The sequence below is a fragment of the Sphingomonas sp. CCH21-G11 genome (genome assembly GCF_001555965.1).
Lineage (GTDB): Bacteria > Pseudomonadota > Alphaproteobacteria > Sphingomonadales > Sphingomonadaceae > Sphingomonas.
In genome coordinates this window covers 50,986-65,978 of sequence record NZ_LSHX01000019.1, presented here as the reverse complement: position 1 = coordinate 65,978, position 14,993 = coordinate 50,986, and the positions used below count along the sequence as shown (strand labels likewise).

The window sequence follows — 14,993 nt, the reverse complement described above, 5'->3', positions numbered from 1 at the left end:
AGGGATCAGGACAATGTTGATGGGTGCACGGCTGACGGTGATGCTCTTGGCGCTGGCATTGGACGGCACCGCGATTCCCGCTTCCGGCGCGCCGGACGGGGTTGTCGCCGGACCGTTCAACCTCCGCTTTCCGCCGGCGTCGGACGGGATCGAGACGCAGCCCGCGCCCGCGATCGCCCCGCTGGCGGCGTGGACGCTCACAATGCAGCTTCGCGCCGAAGCGCCGGGCGCGAATGACGCCACCGTCGTGCGCCTGCCGGGCGCGTCGCCATCGCCGGCGGCCGCGATCGTGATCGACGGTACGGTATTCGGCGTGCGCATCGGCGACACGCTGCACCGGTCCAGCGCCAGGGTGCGGCCGGGGCACTGGCACGCGCTGGCGCTCGCGTCGGATGGCCGTTCGGTCCGGCTCCACGTCGACGGGCGTGAGGCGGCCGTGATCGGCGCGTCGGTGCCGATCAGCGGCGTGATCCAGGCGGCCCCGCGCGCGCGCGACGGTTCGGGCTTTGCCGGGCGGCTGGCGCAGCTCAGCCTGCACGGTGGTGTCCGCGAACCCGCCACGGCGCCGGCGCAAGCCGCAACGCCCGACGAGGACTGGCAATATGAATCGGGCAGCCCCGCCTGGCCGCTCCAGACCCGGCAGCAAATGGGTCAGACCGTGCCCCAGCCGCCCGCGACCCGACCGGCCGGCGCGCCGCCGGCGCCCGCCGTAACGCGTGTTGCGGCCACCGCCACGGATGCGCGCGGGGCGATCCGCGCGCTCGGCGACGACCGGTGGGAGCTGGACGGCTGGAGGCTGCGTCCTGCACCCGATGTCGCCGCCGGCGGGGCGTCGATCGCACGCGTCGGGTTCGACGCCGGGGGCTGGATTCCCGCACAGGTGCCCGGCACCGTCCTGACCGCGATGGTCGCGGCGGGCATCTATCCCGACCCGACGATCGGCCTCAACAACCTCGCCATTCCCGAGCATCTCGCGCGGCAGGACTATTGGTATCGCACCGAATTCGACGCGTCGGCGCTGACCGGCGGGGCGTTCAGGACGCTCACCTTCAACGGAATCAACTACGCCGCCGAAATCTGGCTCAACGGGGTGCGGCTCGGCACCGTGAAGGGCGCGTTCCGGCGCGGGCAGTTCGATGTCTCGGATGTGCTACGCGCGGGGCGCAACGCGCTCGCGGTCCGGATCTCGCCGCCACCGCATCCCGGTTTGCCGCACGAGGAGTCGGTCCTGGCCGGCCCAGGCGAGAATGGCGGGGCGATGACGATCGACGGGCCGACTTTCGTCGCCAGCGAAGGGTGGGACTGGATTCCCACGGTTCGCGACCGCAATACCGGCATCTGGCAGAATGTGGTGATCGCGGCGCAGGGCCCCGTCGCGATCGGCGATCCAAGCGTCAGCACCGTCCTGCCGCTCCCCGACAACAGCGTCGCCGAGCTGACGGTCGAGGTCCCGCTTGAGAACCGCACCGCCTCGCCGGTGCCGGCGCGGCTTCAGGTGCAGGCGGGCACCGCGCGGATCGAGGCCGACGTCACGGTCGCGCCGGGACACCAGGTCGTGACGCTGACGCCGGCATCGCATCCGGCGCTGCGCATCCGCAACCCCGCGCTGTGGTGGCCGAACGGCTTCGGCGCGCCGACCCTGCACGACCTGACAATCGCGGTGACGCCCGCCGGCTCGACGCGCAGCGATCGCAGGCAGCTCCGCTTCGGGATCCGCGAGGTAGGATACGAACTGTCGCTGGTCGCGCCGGACGGCGCGCTGCAGCGCGTGCTCTTCCACCCGACGCGCGCCGATCATCGCGCCGTCGTCGATGTCAGTCATGGCGGCATCCGAAAGGTCGCGGGCGGCTGGGCGGCGTCGTTGCGCCCCGATGCGGCGATGTCGCCCGCGGTGCGCGCGTTGCCCGCGGACGGCATCGCGCCGCATCTCATCCTGCGGGTCAACGGCGTGCGAATCCCGGTACGGGGCGGGAACTGGGGCATGGACGACCTGATGAAGCGGGTCGATCGCGCGCGGCTCGAGCCCTATGTCCGGCTGCACCGCGACGCCAACCTCAACACGATCCGCAACTGGGTGGGACAGAATACGGAAGAGGCGCTGTTCGCGCTCGCCGACGAATATGGCCTCATGGTCGTCAACGATTTCTGGATCTCCACCCAGGATTATAACGGCGAACCCGGCGACGCCGCGCTGTTCCTGGCCAATGCGGAGGATACGATCCGCCGCTTTCGCCATCATCCGTCGATCGTCCTGTGGCTAGGCCGCAACGAAGGCGTGCCGCCGCCGGTCCTGAACGAGGGGCTCGAGGCGCTGGTCCGCACGATCGACGGCACGCGATATTACACCGGCAACTCGCGTTCGGTGAACATGGCGGACAGCGGCCCGTGGGACTATCAGCGCCCGGAACGCTATTTCACCGATCTCGCACAGGGCTTCTCGACCGAGGTCGGCACCCCCTCCTTCCCGACGCTGGAGGCGTTCCGGGCGATGGTGCCCGCGGCCGACCAGTGGCCGCCGAACGACAGCTGGGCCTATCACGACTGGCATAGTGCGCGGGGCGGCAGCGTCGCGGGCTTCATGGCCGCGATGACCGAGCGGCTGGGCGCGCCCGCCGATCTCGAGGACTTCGAGCGCAAGGCCCAGCTGCTCAACTTCGAATCGCATCGCGCGATTTTCGAGGGGATGAACGCGCGCCTGTTCACCCGCAATTCCGGGCGGCTCCTGTGGATGACCCAGCCGGCGTGGCCGAGCACCGAATGGCAGATGCTGAGCCATGACTATGATACGCACGCCAGCTTCTACGCGATCAAGTCGGCGGCGGAGCCCGTCCATGTCCAGCTGAACCAGCCCGAGGATGCGGTGGCGGTCGTCAACAGCCTGCCGACTGCGCTTGCGGGGGCACAGGTGACCGTCCGGCGCTTGGGTCTCGACGGGCGGCCGTTGTCGGAGCGCCAGTTCGCGACCGACGTCCCCGCGTCGGCGACCCGGCCGCTCGCCGACGCCACGCTGCCGAAGCTCGCGGCGGGCGAGGTGGAGCTGGTTCGCCTCGAACTGCGACGGGCGGGGGATCCGCGGATCGTGTCGCGCAACGATTACTGGCGCACCGGCTCCGATGCGGCGCTTCGATCGCTCAACGACATGCCGCGCGCGCACCTGTCGTTCGATGCGCCGCCGCCCGCGCCCGGCGCGGCGCGGGCCGTCGTGGCGATCCGCAACGAGTCGACCGTTCCCGCGCTCCAGGTAAAGCTGACGCTCGTCGATGCCGATGGCGGGCGGATCCTGCCCGCCTATTATGACGACAATTACCTGACCCTGTTTCCGGGCGAGACGCGGACGGTCGGCATCGCCTGGCCCGAAAGCGGCGCGCCGCCCGCCGCGGTTCGCGTCCGGGGCTGGAACGTGGCCGATGCGGCCGTCGACCTGTCGCTTCCCGCGCGAACCGACGGCACGACCCGTCCGGGCGAGCAATGACCGGCGGGCGGGGGCCTGATCGCGCGCTCGGCAGGGCCGCCCTGTCGCTGGCTGCCGTCGCCTTGCTTCTCGGCGGTGCCGATGCGCCTGGCCGCGCGGTCCCCGCATATGCGATCGGGGGCGAGCGGGCCGACGCGGCCGGCTGGCGCGCCTTTGGCTGGCCGGGGGCGTGGTTCGAGGGGCGCTTTCGCGGCACGGCGATCGACCTCCGCGTCGACGCGCCGACGCAGTGGCTGCGCCTGCGCGTCGACGGGGCCGAGGTCCGGCTGCTGAAGGCCCCCGGGCGGCATGTCGCGCGGCTGCGCGGCTTGCCGGCGGGCGATCACGTCATCCGGCTGGAACAGGTTACCGAAGCGCGCGGCGCGGGCTCGCGGTTCGGCGGGTTCTTCGCAAGCGGCGCGACGGTGCCGCTGGCGCCGCGCGCCGCCCGCCCGGTCGTGGAATTCATCGGCGATTCGTTCACCGTCGGCTACGGCAACCGGCTGGAACAGGCGCGCTGCAACGATGCCGAGGTGTTCGCCGCCACCGACACCGGCTCGGCCTTCGGTCCGCTCGCCGCCGCCCGGCTCGACATGGATTATCGCATCGTCGCGGTCTCCGGTCGCGGCATGGTGCGCAATTACGACGGCGGGCATCCGTTTCAGGCGATGCCCGACCTGTACGACCGGGCTGTGCCCGGCGTGGCCGGCGACCGTGGTGCGCCGCGACCCTCCCCCGCGCTCATCGTCGTCAATCTGGGCACCAACGATTTCTCGACCCCGCTGCGCGCGGGGGAGGCGTGGGCCGACGAGGCCGCCCTGCGCCGCGCCTATCGCGCGCGTTATGTCGCGTTCGTCGGACGGCTGCACGCCGCCCATCCCCGCGCGCGCTTCATCCTGATGGCCGGTCCCCGCTTCGCGGCCGATGTCGACCAGATCGCCGAGGCGCTTCGCCCGTTGCGGCGGGCCGTCGTGCGCTTTCCGGACCTCACGCTCGCCGGCTGCAACCGCCATCCGTCCGCTCGCGACCATCAGGCGCTTGCCGAAACGGTCGTCACCACCGCCCTCGCGCTGAAAGGCGATTCATGATTGTCGATCCCGTCCACCCAGCTGCCCCGACCGATGCGGGGCCGGCCGGGCCAATATCGCTGCGCGTGAAGCTCGGCATCGCCGCCGCCGCGATTTCGGGACTGCTGTTCGGCTTCGACACCGCGGTCATCGCCGGGGTGACCAAGGACCTTGTGCGCGTGTTCGAGCTGACGCCCGCGGCGCTGGGGTTCGCGGTGTCGATCGCGCTGTGGGGTACGCTGGTCGGCGCGTTCGTCGCCGGCCCGCTGGGCGATCGCTTCGGCAGCCGGGCGATGCTCGCGGTCACCGCGCTGCTCTATCTCGGTTCCGCGCTTGCGTCCGCCCTGGCGGGGGACGAGCGCACCTTTGCCGCCGCCCGCCTGATCGGCGGGCTCGCCATCGGCGCGTCCTCGGTGCTGGCACCGGTCTATATCAGCGAACTGGCGCCCGCTCGGCTGCGCGGCCGGCTGGTCGGGACATTTCAGCTCTGCATCGTCATCGGCATCCTTGCCGCCTACGCGTCGAACGCGCTGCTGGCGCAGACGGGGGCCGAGACGGTCTGGCGGTGGAAGCTCGGGGTCGCGGTCGCCCCCGCGGCATTGCTGCTGGCGATGACCCTGGTGATGCCGACCAGCCCGCGCTGGCTGATCGGCCGCGGCCGGGTCGAGGAGGGGCATGCCCATGCCGCACGCCTCGGTATCGAGATTGCCACCCGGCAGGACGCGCCGGCGAGCCCGGCGCGCGAGCCGTTGAGCTTCCGGCGGCATCGCCGCCCGATCCTGCTCGCGATCGGGCTCGCCAGCTTCAACCAGCTCTCGGGGATCAATGCGATCCTCTATTATCTGAACGACGTCTTCACCGCGGCGGGATTTAGCAGCCTGTCGGCCGATCGTCAGGCGGTGGCGATCGGGCTGTGCAACCTGGTCGCCACGCTGCTCGGCATGGCGCTGATCGACCGGGCGGGGCGCAAGGCGCTGCTCGTCGCAGGCGGGCTGGGCTGCGCGGTGGCGCTGCTGCTGACCGGCCTCGTCCAGGCCGGGTGGCTCGGCCCGGCGCTGCTGCTGCCGTCGCTGGTCCTGTTCATCCTGTCGTTCGGGCTCAGCCAGGGCGCGGTGATCTGGGTCTATCTGTCCGAAATCTTCCCGCAACCGGTGCGCGCCCAGGGGGCGGCGCTGGGTGCGGGGACGCACTGGCTGCTCAACGCGCTGATCGCCTGGGTCTATCCGCCGATCGCCGCCGCCTCGGCCGCCGCGCCCTTCTTCGCCTTTGCCGGCTTCATGCTGCTCCAGTCGCTGCTCGTCGCGCGCCTGTTTCCGGAAACCAAGGGCCGGACGATCGATCAGGGGGCGTGATCGCGGCCGGGGGCTGCTGCCCGGCCCGGCACCGCAATCCGCCGGGCATCCGCGCGCCGACTGGCACGCGGGTGCCTGTGCACAGGCGAGCCCCCGGCGGGGAAGAATTTCCGGCAAGTCATGAAAAATCCTGGAGCGGGCGAAGGGATTCGAACCCTCGACCCCAACCTTGGCAAGGTTGTGCTCTACCCCTGAGCTACGCCCGCTCTGGCGCTTGGGTGTCCGGTGGCGTGGCCGACCGGCTCCGTCAAGGCGGCGGCCTCTAGCATCGGTCGCCGGGGTCCGCAACCCCCCGGTGCGATTCGGCAAAAGGGCTTGGCTTGGCGCGGCGATGCGCCCACATGGGGCGTTGCCGCAATTCACCGCAATCATCCGCAAGGGAGTGTCTCTTGGCTACGCTGGGCATGTCCGCCGCCGAACGCGAGGCGGTCGAGAATTTCCGCCGCGACGTCGTCGAACCGTCGATGACGCAACTCGTCATCATCGATTTCTGGGCGGAATGGTGCGGGCCGTGCAAGGCGCTGGCCCCCGTGCTGGAGAAGGTCGCCGCCGACTATGCCGGCAAGGGCGTCGTGCTCGCCAAGATCGATACCGACAAGAACCAGTTCATCGCCGCGCAATTCCAGATCCGCTCGATTCCGACCGTCTATGCGATGTTCCAGGGCCAGCTCGTCGCCGACCTGACGCCCGCGCGCACCGAATCGCAGCTGAAGGCGATGCTCGACCAGCTGCTGCGCCAGCTGCCCGTGCAAAGCGAGGCCGCGTCGGTCGAAGCCGAGATCGAGCCGCTGATCGCGATGGGGGAGGATGTGCTGGCCGGCGGCGACGGCGAACGTGCGCTCGCGATCTTCGACCAGATCGCCGACATGGCACCCGCCGACCCCGCGGTCGCATCGGGCCGGGCGCGCGCGCTCGTGCTGCTCGGCCGGTTCGATGAGGCGGAGGCCGCGCTCGCCGAGCTTCCCGACGAAGCCGCCAGGGCACCCGAGGTCGATCGCGCGCGTGCCGCATTGTCGCTGGCGCGTGAGGCGCAGCCGGTCGACGACCTTGCCGCGCTCGCCCGGCGTTCGGCGGCCGCGCCCGACGATCTCGCGCTGCGTTATGAACTGGCCGGCGGTTACATGGCGGCGGGCGACCGCGAAGCCGCGGCCGACACTTTGCTCGCGATCATCGCCGCCGAGCGCGAATGGAATGATGGCGCCGCCCGCCAGCGGCTGCTCAAGCTGTTCGAAGTCGTCGGGCTCGAGGATCCGTGGGTTTCCGCCCAGCGCCGTCGCCTGTCGGCGATCCTGTTCGGATGAGCCAGCGCATCTCGGTCTTTCCGCTGGGCGGCGCGCTCCTGTTCCCGCGCATGCACCTGCCGCTACATATCTTCGAACCGCGCTATCGCGCGCTGGTCAGCGACGCGCTTGCCCGCGACCGGCGCATCGGGATGGTCCAGCCGCGCGGACCGGGCGAGCCGCCGCCGCTGTTCGAGGTCGGCTGCCTCGGCCAGATCATCGATGTCGAGGCGCTGGCCGACGGCCGCTACGACATCGTGCTCCAGGGCACCGCGCGCTTCCGCATCCTGCGCGAGCTCGACGTTGCGACCCCCTTTCGCCAGGTCGAGGCCGAGCTGGAGCCGGTCGGTGCCGATGAATCGCTGGCGCTGGGCGAGCGGTCGTCGCTCGAGCTCGAATCGCGCCGATTCGCGGAGGCCCAGGGCTATGCGGTCGACTGGGAAGCGGTCGGGCGGCTCGACGACGAGGCACTGGTCAACGGCATTGCCCAGATCGCACCATTCGACATCGCGTCGAAACAGGCACTGCTGGAGGCCCACTCGCTGTCGGCGCGCGCCGAGCTGATCGTCCAGCTCATGCAGTTCTTCGGTCGTTACGGCGACGACGGCGCCGCGACGCTGCAATGAACGGGGGCGCCGCGCCGGGGACGGATGCGCCGCTTGATCCCTGGCTGCTGTCGATCCTGGTCTGCCCGGTGACCCGCACCCCGCTGCGCCACGATTCCGCGCGCGACGAACTGGTGTCCGACGCCGCGGGCCTCGCCTTCCCGATCCGCAACGGCGTGCCGGTGATGCTGGTCGAGGAAGCGCGGCGCTGGGGGATCAGGGTACGGTGAAACGTCATTGACCCGCTCATCCTGAGACGCTGACCGGGAAGGGGGAACCCCCCTTTCTCCTCGTCACCCCGGCCTCGTGCCGGGGTCCACCGTGCAACCCGCACGGTCCATGATCGGCGCGCTTCCCTTGCCCCATGCACATTGGCCCGCCTCCAACCGGCGCGCGACGGCGCTTCGCGGCGCGGTGGACCCCGGCATAGGGCCGGGGTGACGGGAAATTCCGGGCTTTCGGCAACCAAATGGGTGCGGCCAAACAGACTCTCTGGAGCGCGCCTTAATCAGCCGTCATCCTGCCCGTGAAAGGCTGTCCTACTCGCCCGTCGTCAGCCAGACCCGTCGCGATGCCCCGGCCCAGCGATCTTTCGGCGTCAATGGATCCACGTTCGCTCCGACCGAAGTCGAAGCGCGCCCACGCTTTGCGCGCACCCCGAACGAACATCGCACAGCCCGCAACTTCCGCAACTTCGCCCGCGACGACGTGTGGCGTTCAGACGGTCATGCCCTGCAACAGCCGCGGCAGCGCGCCCGATTCGCCGCGGGCTTCGGCCATCAGCCGCTGCTTGACCGGCGGCATGCGCTGGATCGCGGACATGCCGAACCGGCGGATCGCCGACGCCGCGCGGCCCGGTACGCCATAGATGCGGTTGAGGCTGTCGGTGGCGAGCGCGACCATGAAGGTGTCGAGGCTGCGCCAGCGTTCATACCGCTTGAGCAGCTCGGCATCGCCGGGGTCCAGGCCGATGCGCATGCCCTCCACCAGCACCTCGACCAGTGCCGCGGCATCGCGAAAGCCCAGATTGACCCCCTGGCCGGCGATCGGGTGGATGCCGTGGCCGGCGTCGCCCACCAGCGCCAGCCGCTCGGCGGTCAGGCGCGCGGTATGGTGAAAGCCGAGCGGATAGCTCGACCGCGGCGCCAGCCGGTCGAGCCGGCCGAGCACGCCGCCCATGCGCTTTTCGGCTTCGGCCAGCCAGGCGCGGTCGGACAGCTTGAACATGCCGGGCTGATCGGCGGCCTTGACCGTCCACACCAGCGCGGAGCGGTGGCCATGCGCGTCGTCGTTCAGCGGCAGGATCGCGAACGGCCCCTCGGGATAGAAGATCTCGAACGCGACATGGTCGTGCGGGCGTTCGTGGTGGAACGCGGTGATCATCGCGGCATGGTCATAGGTCCAGCGCGCGACCTTGATCCCCGCCGCCTCGCGCATCGGCGATCCGCGGCCGTCGGCGGCAACCACCAGCCGCGCGGCGACTTCGCTGCCGTCATCCAGCGTGGCGCGCACGCCATGGGCATCGCGCACCACGTCGACCGCGCGTCGTCGCGACCGCAGCTCGACCCCGCCGGCCGCCTGCACCGCGTCATGCAGCGCGGAGCGCAGCACGCGGTTCTCGTACATCGTGCCCAGCGCATCGTCGTCCGCGCCGGCGACGAAATCGAGCGCGCCGGGGGCCAGGCCGTCGCTGGCGCGGATCGCGCGGATCTCGCACCCCTTGCCCGCCATGCGGTCGGCAACGCCGATCGCGCCCAGCATCCGGTGCGACGCGCTGGAAATCGCCGATGCGCGGCCGTCGAAATCGGGGGCGAGCGTCGCCGCCGGATCGGCCGGATCGACGACGATCGCGGTCAGGCCATGGGCGTCGAGCGCGACGGCGAGCGCGCTGCCCACCAGTCCGCCGCCAAGGATAAGCAGGTCTGCACGGTCCATCCCGGCGGTCTAGAGCCGCGCGGCCACGCTGCCAATACGGACGTTGCATCCCCGCATCGGCTTGACGCCACGCGCGAACAAAGCGAGACTCCGTGCCGGTTTCCAGTTTTTCCCCGGGGGGTTTCGCGATGGCGAGCCGCACGCCGCCCAGTTTGTGGCGCGATTCGATGAAGGCCGGTGCGCGGCGCAGCATGGTCATGCTCGGCGCGCTGGCGCTGTTCGCGCTGACGCTGCTCGCGGCGGTCGCGCTCGCCTCCTATCATCCGGGCGACGCGTCGTTCAGCACGGTGGCGGGCCCGGACGTCGCCAACCGCGCCGGCGTGGTCGGGGCGTGGCTCGCCGACCTGTTGCTGATGGTGTTCGGCGTCGCGGTAGCGCTGGTGCTGCCGCTCGGGCCGATCCTGGCGGCGCGGATGTGGCGCGACGTGCCGGTCGGGCCGTGGGGGCGGATGCTGCGCGACTGCCTGATCGGCGTGGCGCTGATGGGCACTGCGCTCGCCTTCGTTTCGACGGCGTCGGTGCAGAGCCTGCCCGCGGGCTGGGGCGGCGTCATCGGCTATTCAATTGCGTCGCTGATCCAGTGGGTCGTCGGATTCATCCCCGATCCGGTCGCGGTCACCTGGACCAATCGCGGCGTGGCCGTGGCGGTGGCGATCGCCGGCGTCGTGCTGTGGGGGCGCGGGCTGACGATCGAATGGCCGGAGGCGCGCTGGCGGATGCCGCGCCTGCCGGCGCCACGCGCGCGCCGCGAGACCGGCGACGCCGATGGCGAGCCGATGCGGCGCGGGCGCGGCGATGTGGAGGACGACCTGCACGACGATCCGCCGCTGATCAGCGCCCCGCGCAAGGTCGCGCGGCCCGATCCGCGCCCCGGCCCGGTCATCGCCGACCGCGCGCTGCCGCCGTCGACCGCCCGGCCCAAGCCCCAGCAGGAATCGCTCGACCTGCGCGACAATTACCGCCTGCCGCCGCTCGACCTGCTCAAGCCCGCGCCCGAACGCGCCAGTCCTGTCGCGGACAAGGCCGCGCTGGAACGCAACTCGCGGCTGCTCGAAAGCGTGCTCGACGATTTCCATGTGAAGGGCCAGATCGTAAAGGTCTCGCCCGGCCCGGTCGTCACCATGTACGAATTCGAGCCCGCGGCGGGGATCAAGGCGAGCCGGGTGATCCAGCTCGCCGACGACATCGCGCGCAACATGTCGGCGATCTCGGCGCGCGTCGCCACCATTCCGGGCCGCAGCGTGATCGGCATCGAGCTGCCCAATGCCAAGCGCGAGATGGTCAGCCTGCACGAGCTGGTCGGCAGCCAGCAGTTCGAGGAACAGGGCGCGCAGCTGCCGATGGTACTGGGCAAGAACATCGCCGGCGATCCCGTCATCGCCGACCTTGCCCCGATGCCCCACCTGCTCGTTGCCGGCACCACCGGCTCGGGCAAGTCGGTCGGGCTCAACTGCATGATCCTGTCGCTGCTCTACCGGCTGACGCCCGATCAGTGCCGGATGATCATGATCGACCCCAAGATGCTGGAACTCAGCATGTACAAGGGGATTCCGCACCTGCTCGCCGACGTCGTCACCGATCCGCCCAAGGCGGTGCGCGCGCTGAAATGGGCGGTCGAGCAGATGGAGGAGCGTTATCGCATGATGGCGAGCGTCAATGTGCGCAGCCTCGCCAGCTTCAACGACAAGGTGCGCGCCGCCCGCGCCAAGGGCCAGACGCTCGGCCGCCGCGTCCAGACCGGCTATGATCCCGACACCGGCAAGCCGATCTATGAGGAGGAGACGCTCGACCTCCAGCCGCTGCCGCAGATCGTCATCATCGTCGACGAGCTCGCGGACCTGATGATGACCGCGGGGAAGGAAGTCGAGTTCCTGATCCAGCGCCTGGCGCAAAAGGCGCGCGCGGCGGGCATCCACCTGATCATGGCGACGCAGCGCCCCTCGGTCGACGTCATCACCGGGGTCATCAAGGCGAACCTGCCGACGCGAATCAGCTTCCACGTCACCAGCAAGATCGATTCGCGCACCATTCTGGGCGAACAGGGTGCCGAACAGCTGCTCGGCCGCGGTGACATGCTCTACATGCCCGGCGGCAAGCAGCTGGCGCGCGTCCACGGCCCGTTCGTGTCGGATGACGAAGTGCAGGCGGTGGCCGAGCACTGGCGCGCGCAGGGCGAGCCCGATTACATCACCGCCGTCACCGAGGAGCCCGAAGAGGGCGGCTTCGCGCTCGACGGGTCGCCGGTCGGCGGCGACAGCCCGGAGGACCAGCAGTATCGCCAGGCCATCTCCTTCGTCGCGTCGAGCCAGAAGGCCTCGACCAGCTGGCTGCAGCGCCAGATGCGGATCGGCTACAACAGCGCCGCGCGGCTGATCGAGCGGATGGAAAAGGAAGGGCTCGTCTCCCGCCCCGACCATGTCGGCCGCCGCGAAGTGCTGATGGACGAGGACGGGCGGCCGTTGAATTAGGCCCCGACCTGGCAACCGGGCGGGTTCACCGCGCGTTCAAGCCCCCCAACCTACGCCCGAACCATGATCCGGAGCCGCATGTCCCCCATCCTTCTCCTCCGCCTCGCGCCGCTGGCCGCCGTCGCCGCATTGCCGGTCGCGCTCCCCGCGCTTGCCCAGCCGACCGGCGATCTCGCTTCGGTTCAGCGGCATCTCGCCGCGGTCGACACCATGGTCGCCGCCTTCAGCCAGACCGACCGTGCGGGCAAGGTGCTGACCGGCACGCTCACGCTCAAGAAGCCGGGCCGGATCCGCTTTCAATATGAAAAGGGCGTGCCGATCCTGATCGTCGGCGATGGCAAGGCGCTTTATTTCCTCGATTATCAGGTGCGCCAGAAACAGCGCTGGCCGATCGGGGAATCGCCGCTCGGCATTCTGCTCAATCCTGCGCGCGACCCGTCAAAATTCGCGCGCGTGCTGCCGACCGGCGATTCGCGCGTCATCCGGGTCGAGGCCTATGACCCCAAGCATCCCGAATATGGGCGTATCGACATGATCTTCGCACGCGACGCGGCGGCGCCCGGCGGGCTTCGCCTGCAGGGATGGGTCGCGCTCGATGCCCAGAACAACCGCACGACGATCCGCCTGTCGAACACGCGATTCAACGTCCCGGTTTCCGATAACACGTTCCGCTGGCGCGACCCGACGAGCCGCACGCGGCCAAATTGACCGGCCGTTCATTTGCGCGACAGCTTTTGCACCCTACATAGCGGGAGTGGAAGCGCCCCGGCCGGGATTCCCCCCTGTTGACCGGCCCCCGCGTTTCCCGCCCTGCGTGACGAACGCTCGGTCGGCCCTCGCTCCTTGCCCCCGGAGCGGGGGCCTTTTCGTTGGTGGCGGCGACGTCGGGAAGTCGTGCCAGACGACTTGGGCGCGGCGCTGGCGCAATTCACGCCGCCCGATTACATCGACGCGGCATGGACACGCTCAAGATCGCATCGTGGAACATCAATTCCGTCCGCTTCCGCCTCGACATCGTCGAACGGTTCCTGCGCGAATCGCAACCCGACATCCTGTGCCTCCAGGAAACCAAGGTCATCGACGGCGATTTTCCGCACGCGCCGTTCCACACGCTCGGCTATCGCCACATCGCGATCAACGGCCAGCGGATGCACCACGGGGTCGCGGTGATCAGCCGCGTGCCGCTGGCAGAAGACGACCGGCTCGACTGGCAGGCCAATGGCGAGGCGCGGCATATCGGCGTGCGGCTGGAAAACGGCCTGCGGCTCGAGAATGTCTATGTCCCGGCGGGCGGCGACATTCCCGATCGCGAGCTCAACCCGAAATTCGGCCAGAAGCTGGATTTCGTCGAACGGATGACGCGCTGGTCGGAAGGGCTGGGCGGCGTGCCGACTTTGCTGGTCGGCGATTTCAACATCGCGCCGCTGGAATGCGACGTGTGGAGCCACAAGCAGCTGCTCGACGTGGTCAGCCACACCCCGGTCGAGGTCGCGGCGCTCGGCCGGCTACAGCGGGCAAACGACTGGATCGACCTCGGCCGACGCTTCGTGCCGCCGCCGCAGCGGCTCTATACCTGGTGGAGCTATCGCGCGAAGGACTGGCAGGCTTCCGATCGCGGCCGCCGGCTCGACCATATGTGGGCGAGCGCCGATGTCGCGGCCCAGGCGGTCGCGCATCGCGTGTATGAGGACTGCCGCGGCTGGCTGAAGCCGTCGGACCATGTGCCGATCGTCACCGAGTTTGCCCTGTGACCACGCAGCGCGACGTTTCGCGCGCGATCGACGCGCTGCGCCGGGGGTGGGCGATCGACGTCGCGGGTGATGCGGGCGCACTGAGCGTGTTACCGCTGGAAACATCGGATGCCGACGCGCTGACCGCGTTCGACCCCGCCGGTACGGCCAATGTGCTGGTGTCCGCCGGGCGGGCCGCGACGCTCCGGCTCGCCAACCAGCGCGACGCCGCCGATCCCGACCAGCCGGTGACGATCGTGCGCGCGCCGTGGATCGACCACCCATGCGCGACCGCGATTGCCGATCCGCAATTCGATCTCGGCACGCCGCTTAAAGGACCGTTCCGCGCGGTCGCGACGCCGGAGGTCGATGCCGCCGCCGCCGCGCTCCGGCTCGCGCGGATCGCGGGCATCCTGCCGGCATTCTTCGTGCGTCCCGGCGGCGGCGGGTTCGAGGCAGTGACAGCCCGGGCGATCGCGGCGTTCGAGGATGCGGCGACGTTGCGGATCGCGACGCGCGCGCGGCTCCCGGTCGGCGCGGCCGACGATGCGGAGATCGTGGCGTTCCGCACTCCCGATGCGCCCGGTGAGCATGTCGCGCTGGTCATCGGTCGACCGGACGGCAATCCGCCGCTGGTGCGCGTGCACAGCGAATGCCTGACCGGCGACGTGTTCGGATCGCTCAAATGCGATTGTGGGCCCCAGCTCGACGCGGCGCTGCGGGCGATGCACGATGGCTGCTGGGGCATCCTCATCTATCTGCGCCAGGAAGGGCGCGGTATCGGCCTGATCAACAAGCTGCGCGCCTATGCGCTCCAGGACCAGGGATTCGACACCGTCGACGCCAACACCCGGCTGGGCTTCGCGGTCGATGCGCGCGATTTCCGGGTCGCGGCGCGGATGCTGACCCTGCTCGGCCAGCGGCGCATCCGGTTGCTGACCAACAATCCGGACAAGGTCGCGGCACTGGCCGCCGCCGGGATCGACGTGGCCGAACGCGTCCCCCACAAACTGCCCGCCAATCCGCATAACGAACGCTATCTCGCGACCAAGCGCGACCGCACCGGGCACCAGCTTTGAGCCGGTTGGTATCGGCGGCTGGGCGC

At 70.1% G+C, this 14,993-nt stretch carries 11 protein-coding genes and 1 tRNA gene; 10 read left to right on the top strand and 2 right to left on the bottom strand.

Annotation, left to right across the window (positions count from 1 at the left end; all coding sequences use genetic code 11):
- Positions 1–13: 13 nt before the first annotated feature.
- Genes AX676_RS04445 through AX676_RS04435 form a run of 3 tightly spaced genes read left to right on the top strand, consistent with a single transcriptional unit; the run spans position 14 to position 5,870 of the window.
- Positions 14–3,472 (top strand): glycoside hydrolase family 2 protein, encoded by a 3,459-nt coding sequence (locus AX676_RS04445; RefSeq protein ID WP_066477196.1) that lies wholly within the window; start codon positions 14–16, stop codon positions 3,470–3,472.
- Positions 3,469–4,539: an SGNH/GDSL hydrolase family protein gene (locus AX676_RS04440; protein WP_066477199.1), complete on the top strand. Its 1,071-nt coding sequence runs from the start codon at positions 3,469–3,471 to the stop codon at positions 4,537–4,539. Before AX676_RS04445 ends, AX676_RS04440 begins: the two co-directional genes overlap by 4 nt.
- Entirely contained in the window at positions 4,536–5,870 is a 1,335-nt protein-coding gene (locus tag AX676_RS04435; protein WP_082731007.1) for a sugar porter family MFS transporter, read from the top strand. The genes AX676_RS04440 and AX676_RS04435 overlap by 4 nt, the downstream gene beginning before the upstream one ends.
- Positions 5,871–6,001: 131 nt before the next feature.
- On the opposite strand, the gene AX676_RS04430 is transcribed toward AX676_RS04435, so the two are convergent.
- Positions 6,002–6,076: transfer RNA gene (locus AX676_RS04430), tRNA-Gly, on the bottom strand.
- Between the two features lie 198 nt (positions 6,077–6,274).
- On the opposite strand from AX676_RS04430, the gene AX676_RS04425 reads away from it, so the two are divergent.
- The 3 genes from AX676_RS04425 to AX676_RS04415 are packed head-to-tail and all read left to right on the top strand — an operon-like array spanning position 6,275 to position 7,985.
- Positions 6,275–7,171, top strand: coding sequence for a tetratricopeptide repeat protein (locus AX676_RS04425; RefSeq protein WP_066477207.1), 897 nt, complete (start codon positions 6,275–6,277; stop codon positions 7,169–7,171).
- A complete protein-coding gene (locus AX676_RS04420) occupies positions 7,168–7,776 on the top strand; it encodes an LON peptidase substrate-binding domain-containing protein (protein ID WP_066477209.1) in 609 nt (202 codons plus the stop codon). Before AX676_RS04425 ends, AX676_RS04420 begins: the two co-directional genes overlap by 4 nt.
- Entirely contained in the window at positions 7,773–7,985 is a 213-nt protein-coding gene (locus AX676_RS04415; RefSeq protein ID WP_066477211.1) for a Trm112 family protein, read from the top strand. The genes AX676_RS04420 and AX676_RS04415 overlap by 4 nt, the downstream gene beginning before the upstream one ends.
- Before the next feature lie 487 nt (positions 7,986–8,472).
- On the opposite strand, the gene AX676_RS04410 is transcribed toward AX676_RS04415, so the two are convergent.
- A complete protein-coding gene (locus tag AX676_RS04410; RefSeq protein WP_066477215.1) occupies positions 8,473–9,690 on the bottom strand; it encodes an FAD-dependent monooxygenase in 1,218 nt (405 codons plus the stop codon).
- A 128-nt stretch (positions 9,691–9,818) separates the two neighbouring features.
- On the opposite strand from AX676_RS04410, the gene AX676_RS04405 reads away from it, so the two are divergent.
- The 4 genes from AX676_RS04405 to ribA all read left to right on the top strand — a co-directional run bounded on the left by AX676_RS04405 (position 9,819) and on the right by ribA (position 14,967).
- A complete protein-coding gene (locus AX676_RS04405) occupies positions 9,819–12,158 on the top strand; it encodes a DNA translocase FtsK (RefSeq protein WP_066477217.1) in 2,340 nt (779 codons plus the stop codon).
- A gap of 78 nt (positions 12,159–12,236) precedes the next feature.
- Entirely contained in the window at positions 12,237–12,866 is a 630-nt protein-coding gene (locus tag AX676_RS04400; protein WP_066477220.1) for a LolA family protein, read from the top strand.
- Positions 12,867–13,114: 248 nt separating this feature from the next.
- A complete protein-coding gene (locus AX676_RS04395) occupies positions 13,115–13,909 on the top strand; it encodes an exodeoxyribonuclease III (protein ID WP_066477223.1) in 795 nt (264 codons plus the stop codon).
- A complete protein-coding gene (gene ribA / locus AX676_RS04390; RefSeq protein WP_066477226.1) occupies positions 13,906–14,967 on the top strand; it encodes a GTP cyclohydrolase II in 1,062 nt (353 codons plus the stop codon). Before AX676_RS04395 ends, ribA begins: the two co-directional genes overlap by 4 nt.
- Positions 14,968–14,993 lie beyond the last annotated feature (26 nt).

What these genes read in the sequence shown, in the direction of transcription:
- AX676_RS04405 (WP_066477217.1), top strand. Translation starts at nt 9,819, where the DNA reads ATGGCGAGCCGCACGCCGCCCAGTTTGTGGCGCGATTCGATGAAGGCC.
- AX676_RS04425 (WP_066477207.1), top strand. Translation starts at nt 6,275, where the DNA reads ATGTCCGCCGCCGAACGCGAGGCGGTCGAGAATTTCCGCCGCGACGTC.
- AX676_RS04445 (WP_066477196.1), top strand. Translation starts at nt 14, where the DNA reads ATGTTGATGGGTGCACGGCTGACGGTGATGCTCTTGGCGCTGGCATTG.
- AX676_RS04395 (WP_066477223.1), top strand. Translation starts at nt 13,115, where the DNA reads ATGGACACGCTCAAGATCGCATCGTGGAACATCAATTCCGTCCGCTTC.
- AX676_RS04440 (WP_066477199.1), top strand. Translation starts at nt 3,469, where the DNA reads ATGACCGGCGGGCGGGGGCCTGATCGCGCGCTCGGCAGGGCCGCCCTG.
- AX676_RS04410 (WP_066477215.1), bottom strand. Translation starts at nt 9,690, where the DNA reads ATGGACCGTGCAGACCTGCTTATCCTTGGCGGCGGACTGGTGGGCAGC.
- AX676_RS04400 (WP_066477220.1), top strand. Translation starts at nt 12,237, where the DNA reads ATGTCCCCCATCCTTCTCCTCCGCCTCGCGCCGCTGGCCGCCGTCGCC.
- AX676_RS04420 (WP_066477209.1), top strand. Translation starts at nt 7,168, where the DNA reads ATGAGCCAGCGCATCTCGGTCTTTCCGCTGGGCGGCGCGCTCCTGTTC.
- AX676_RS04415 (WP_066477211.1), top strand. Translation starts at nt 7,773, where the DNA reads ATGAACGGGGGCGCCGCGCCGGGGACGGATGCGCCGCTTGATCCCTGG.
- AX676_RS04435 (WP_082731007.1), top strand. Translation starts at nt 4,536, where the DNA reads ATGATTGTCGATCCCGTCCACCCAGCTGCCCCGACCGATGCGGGGCCG.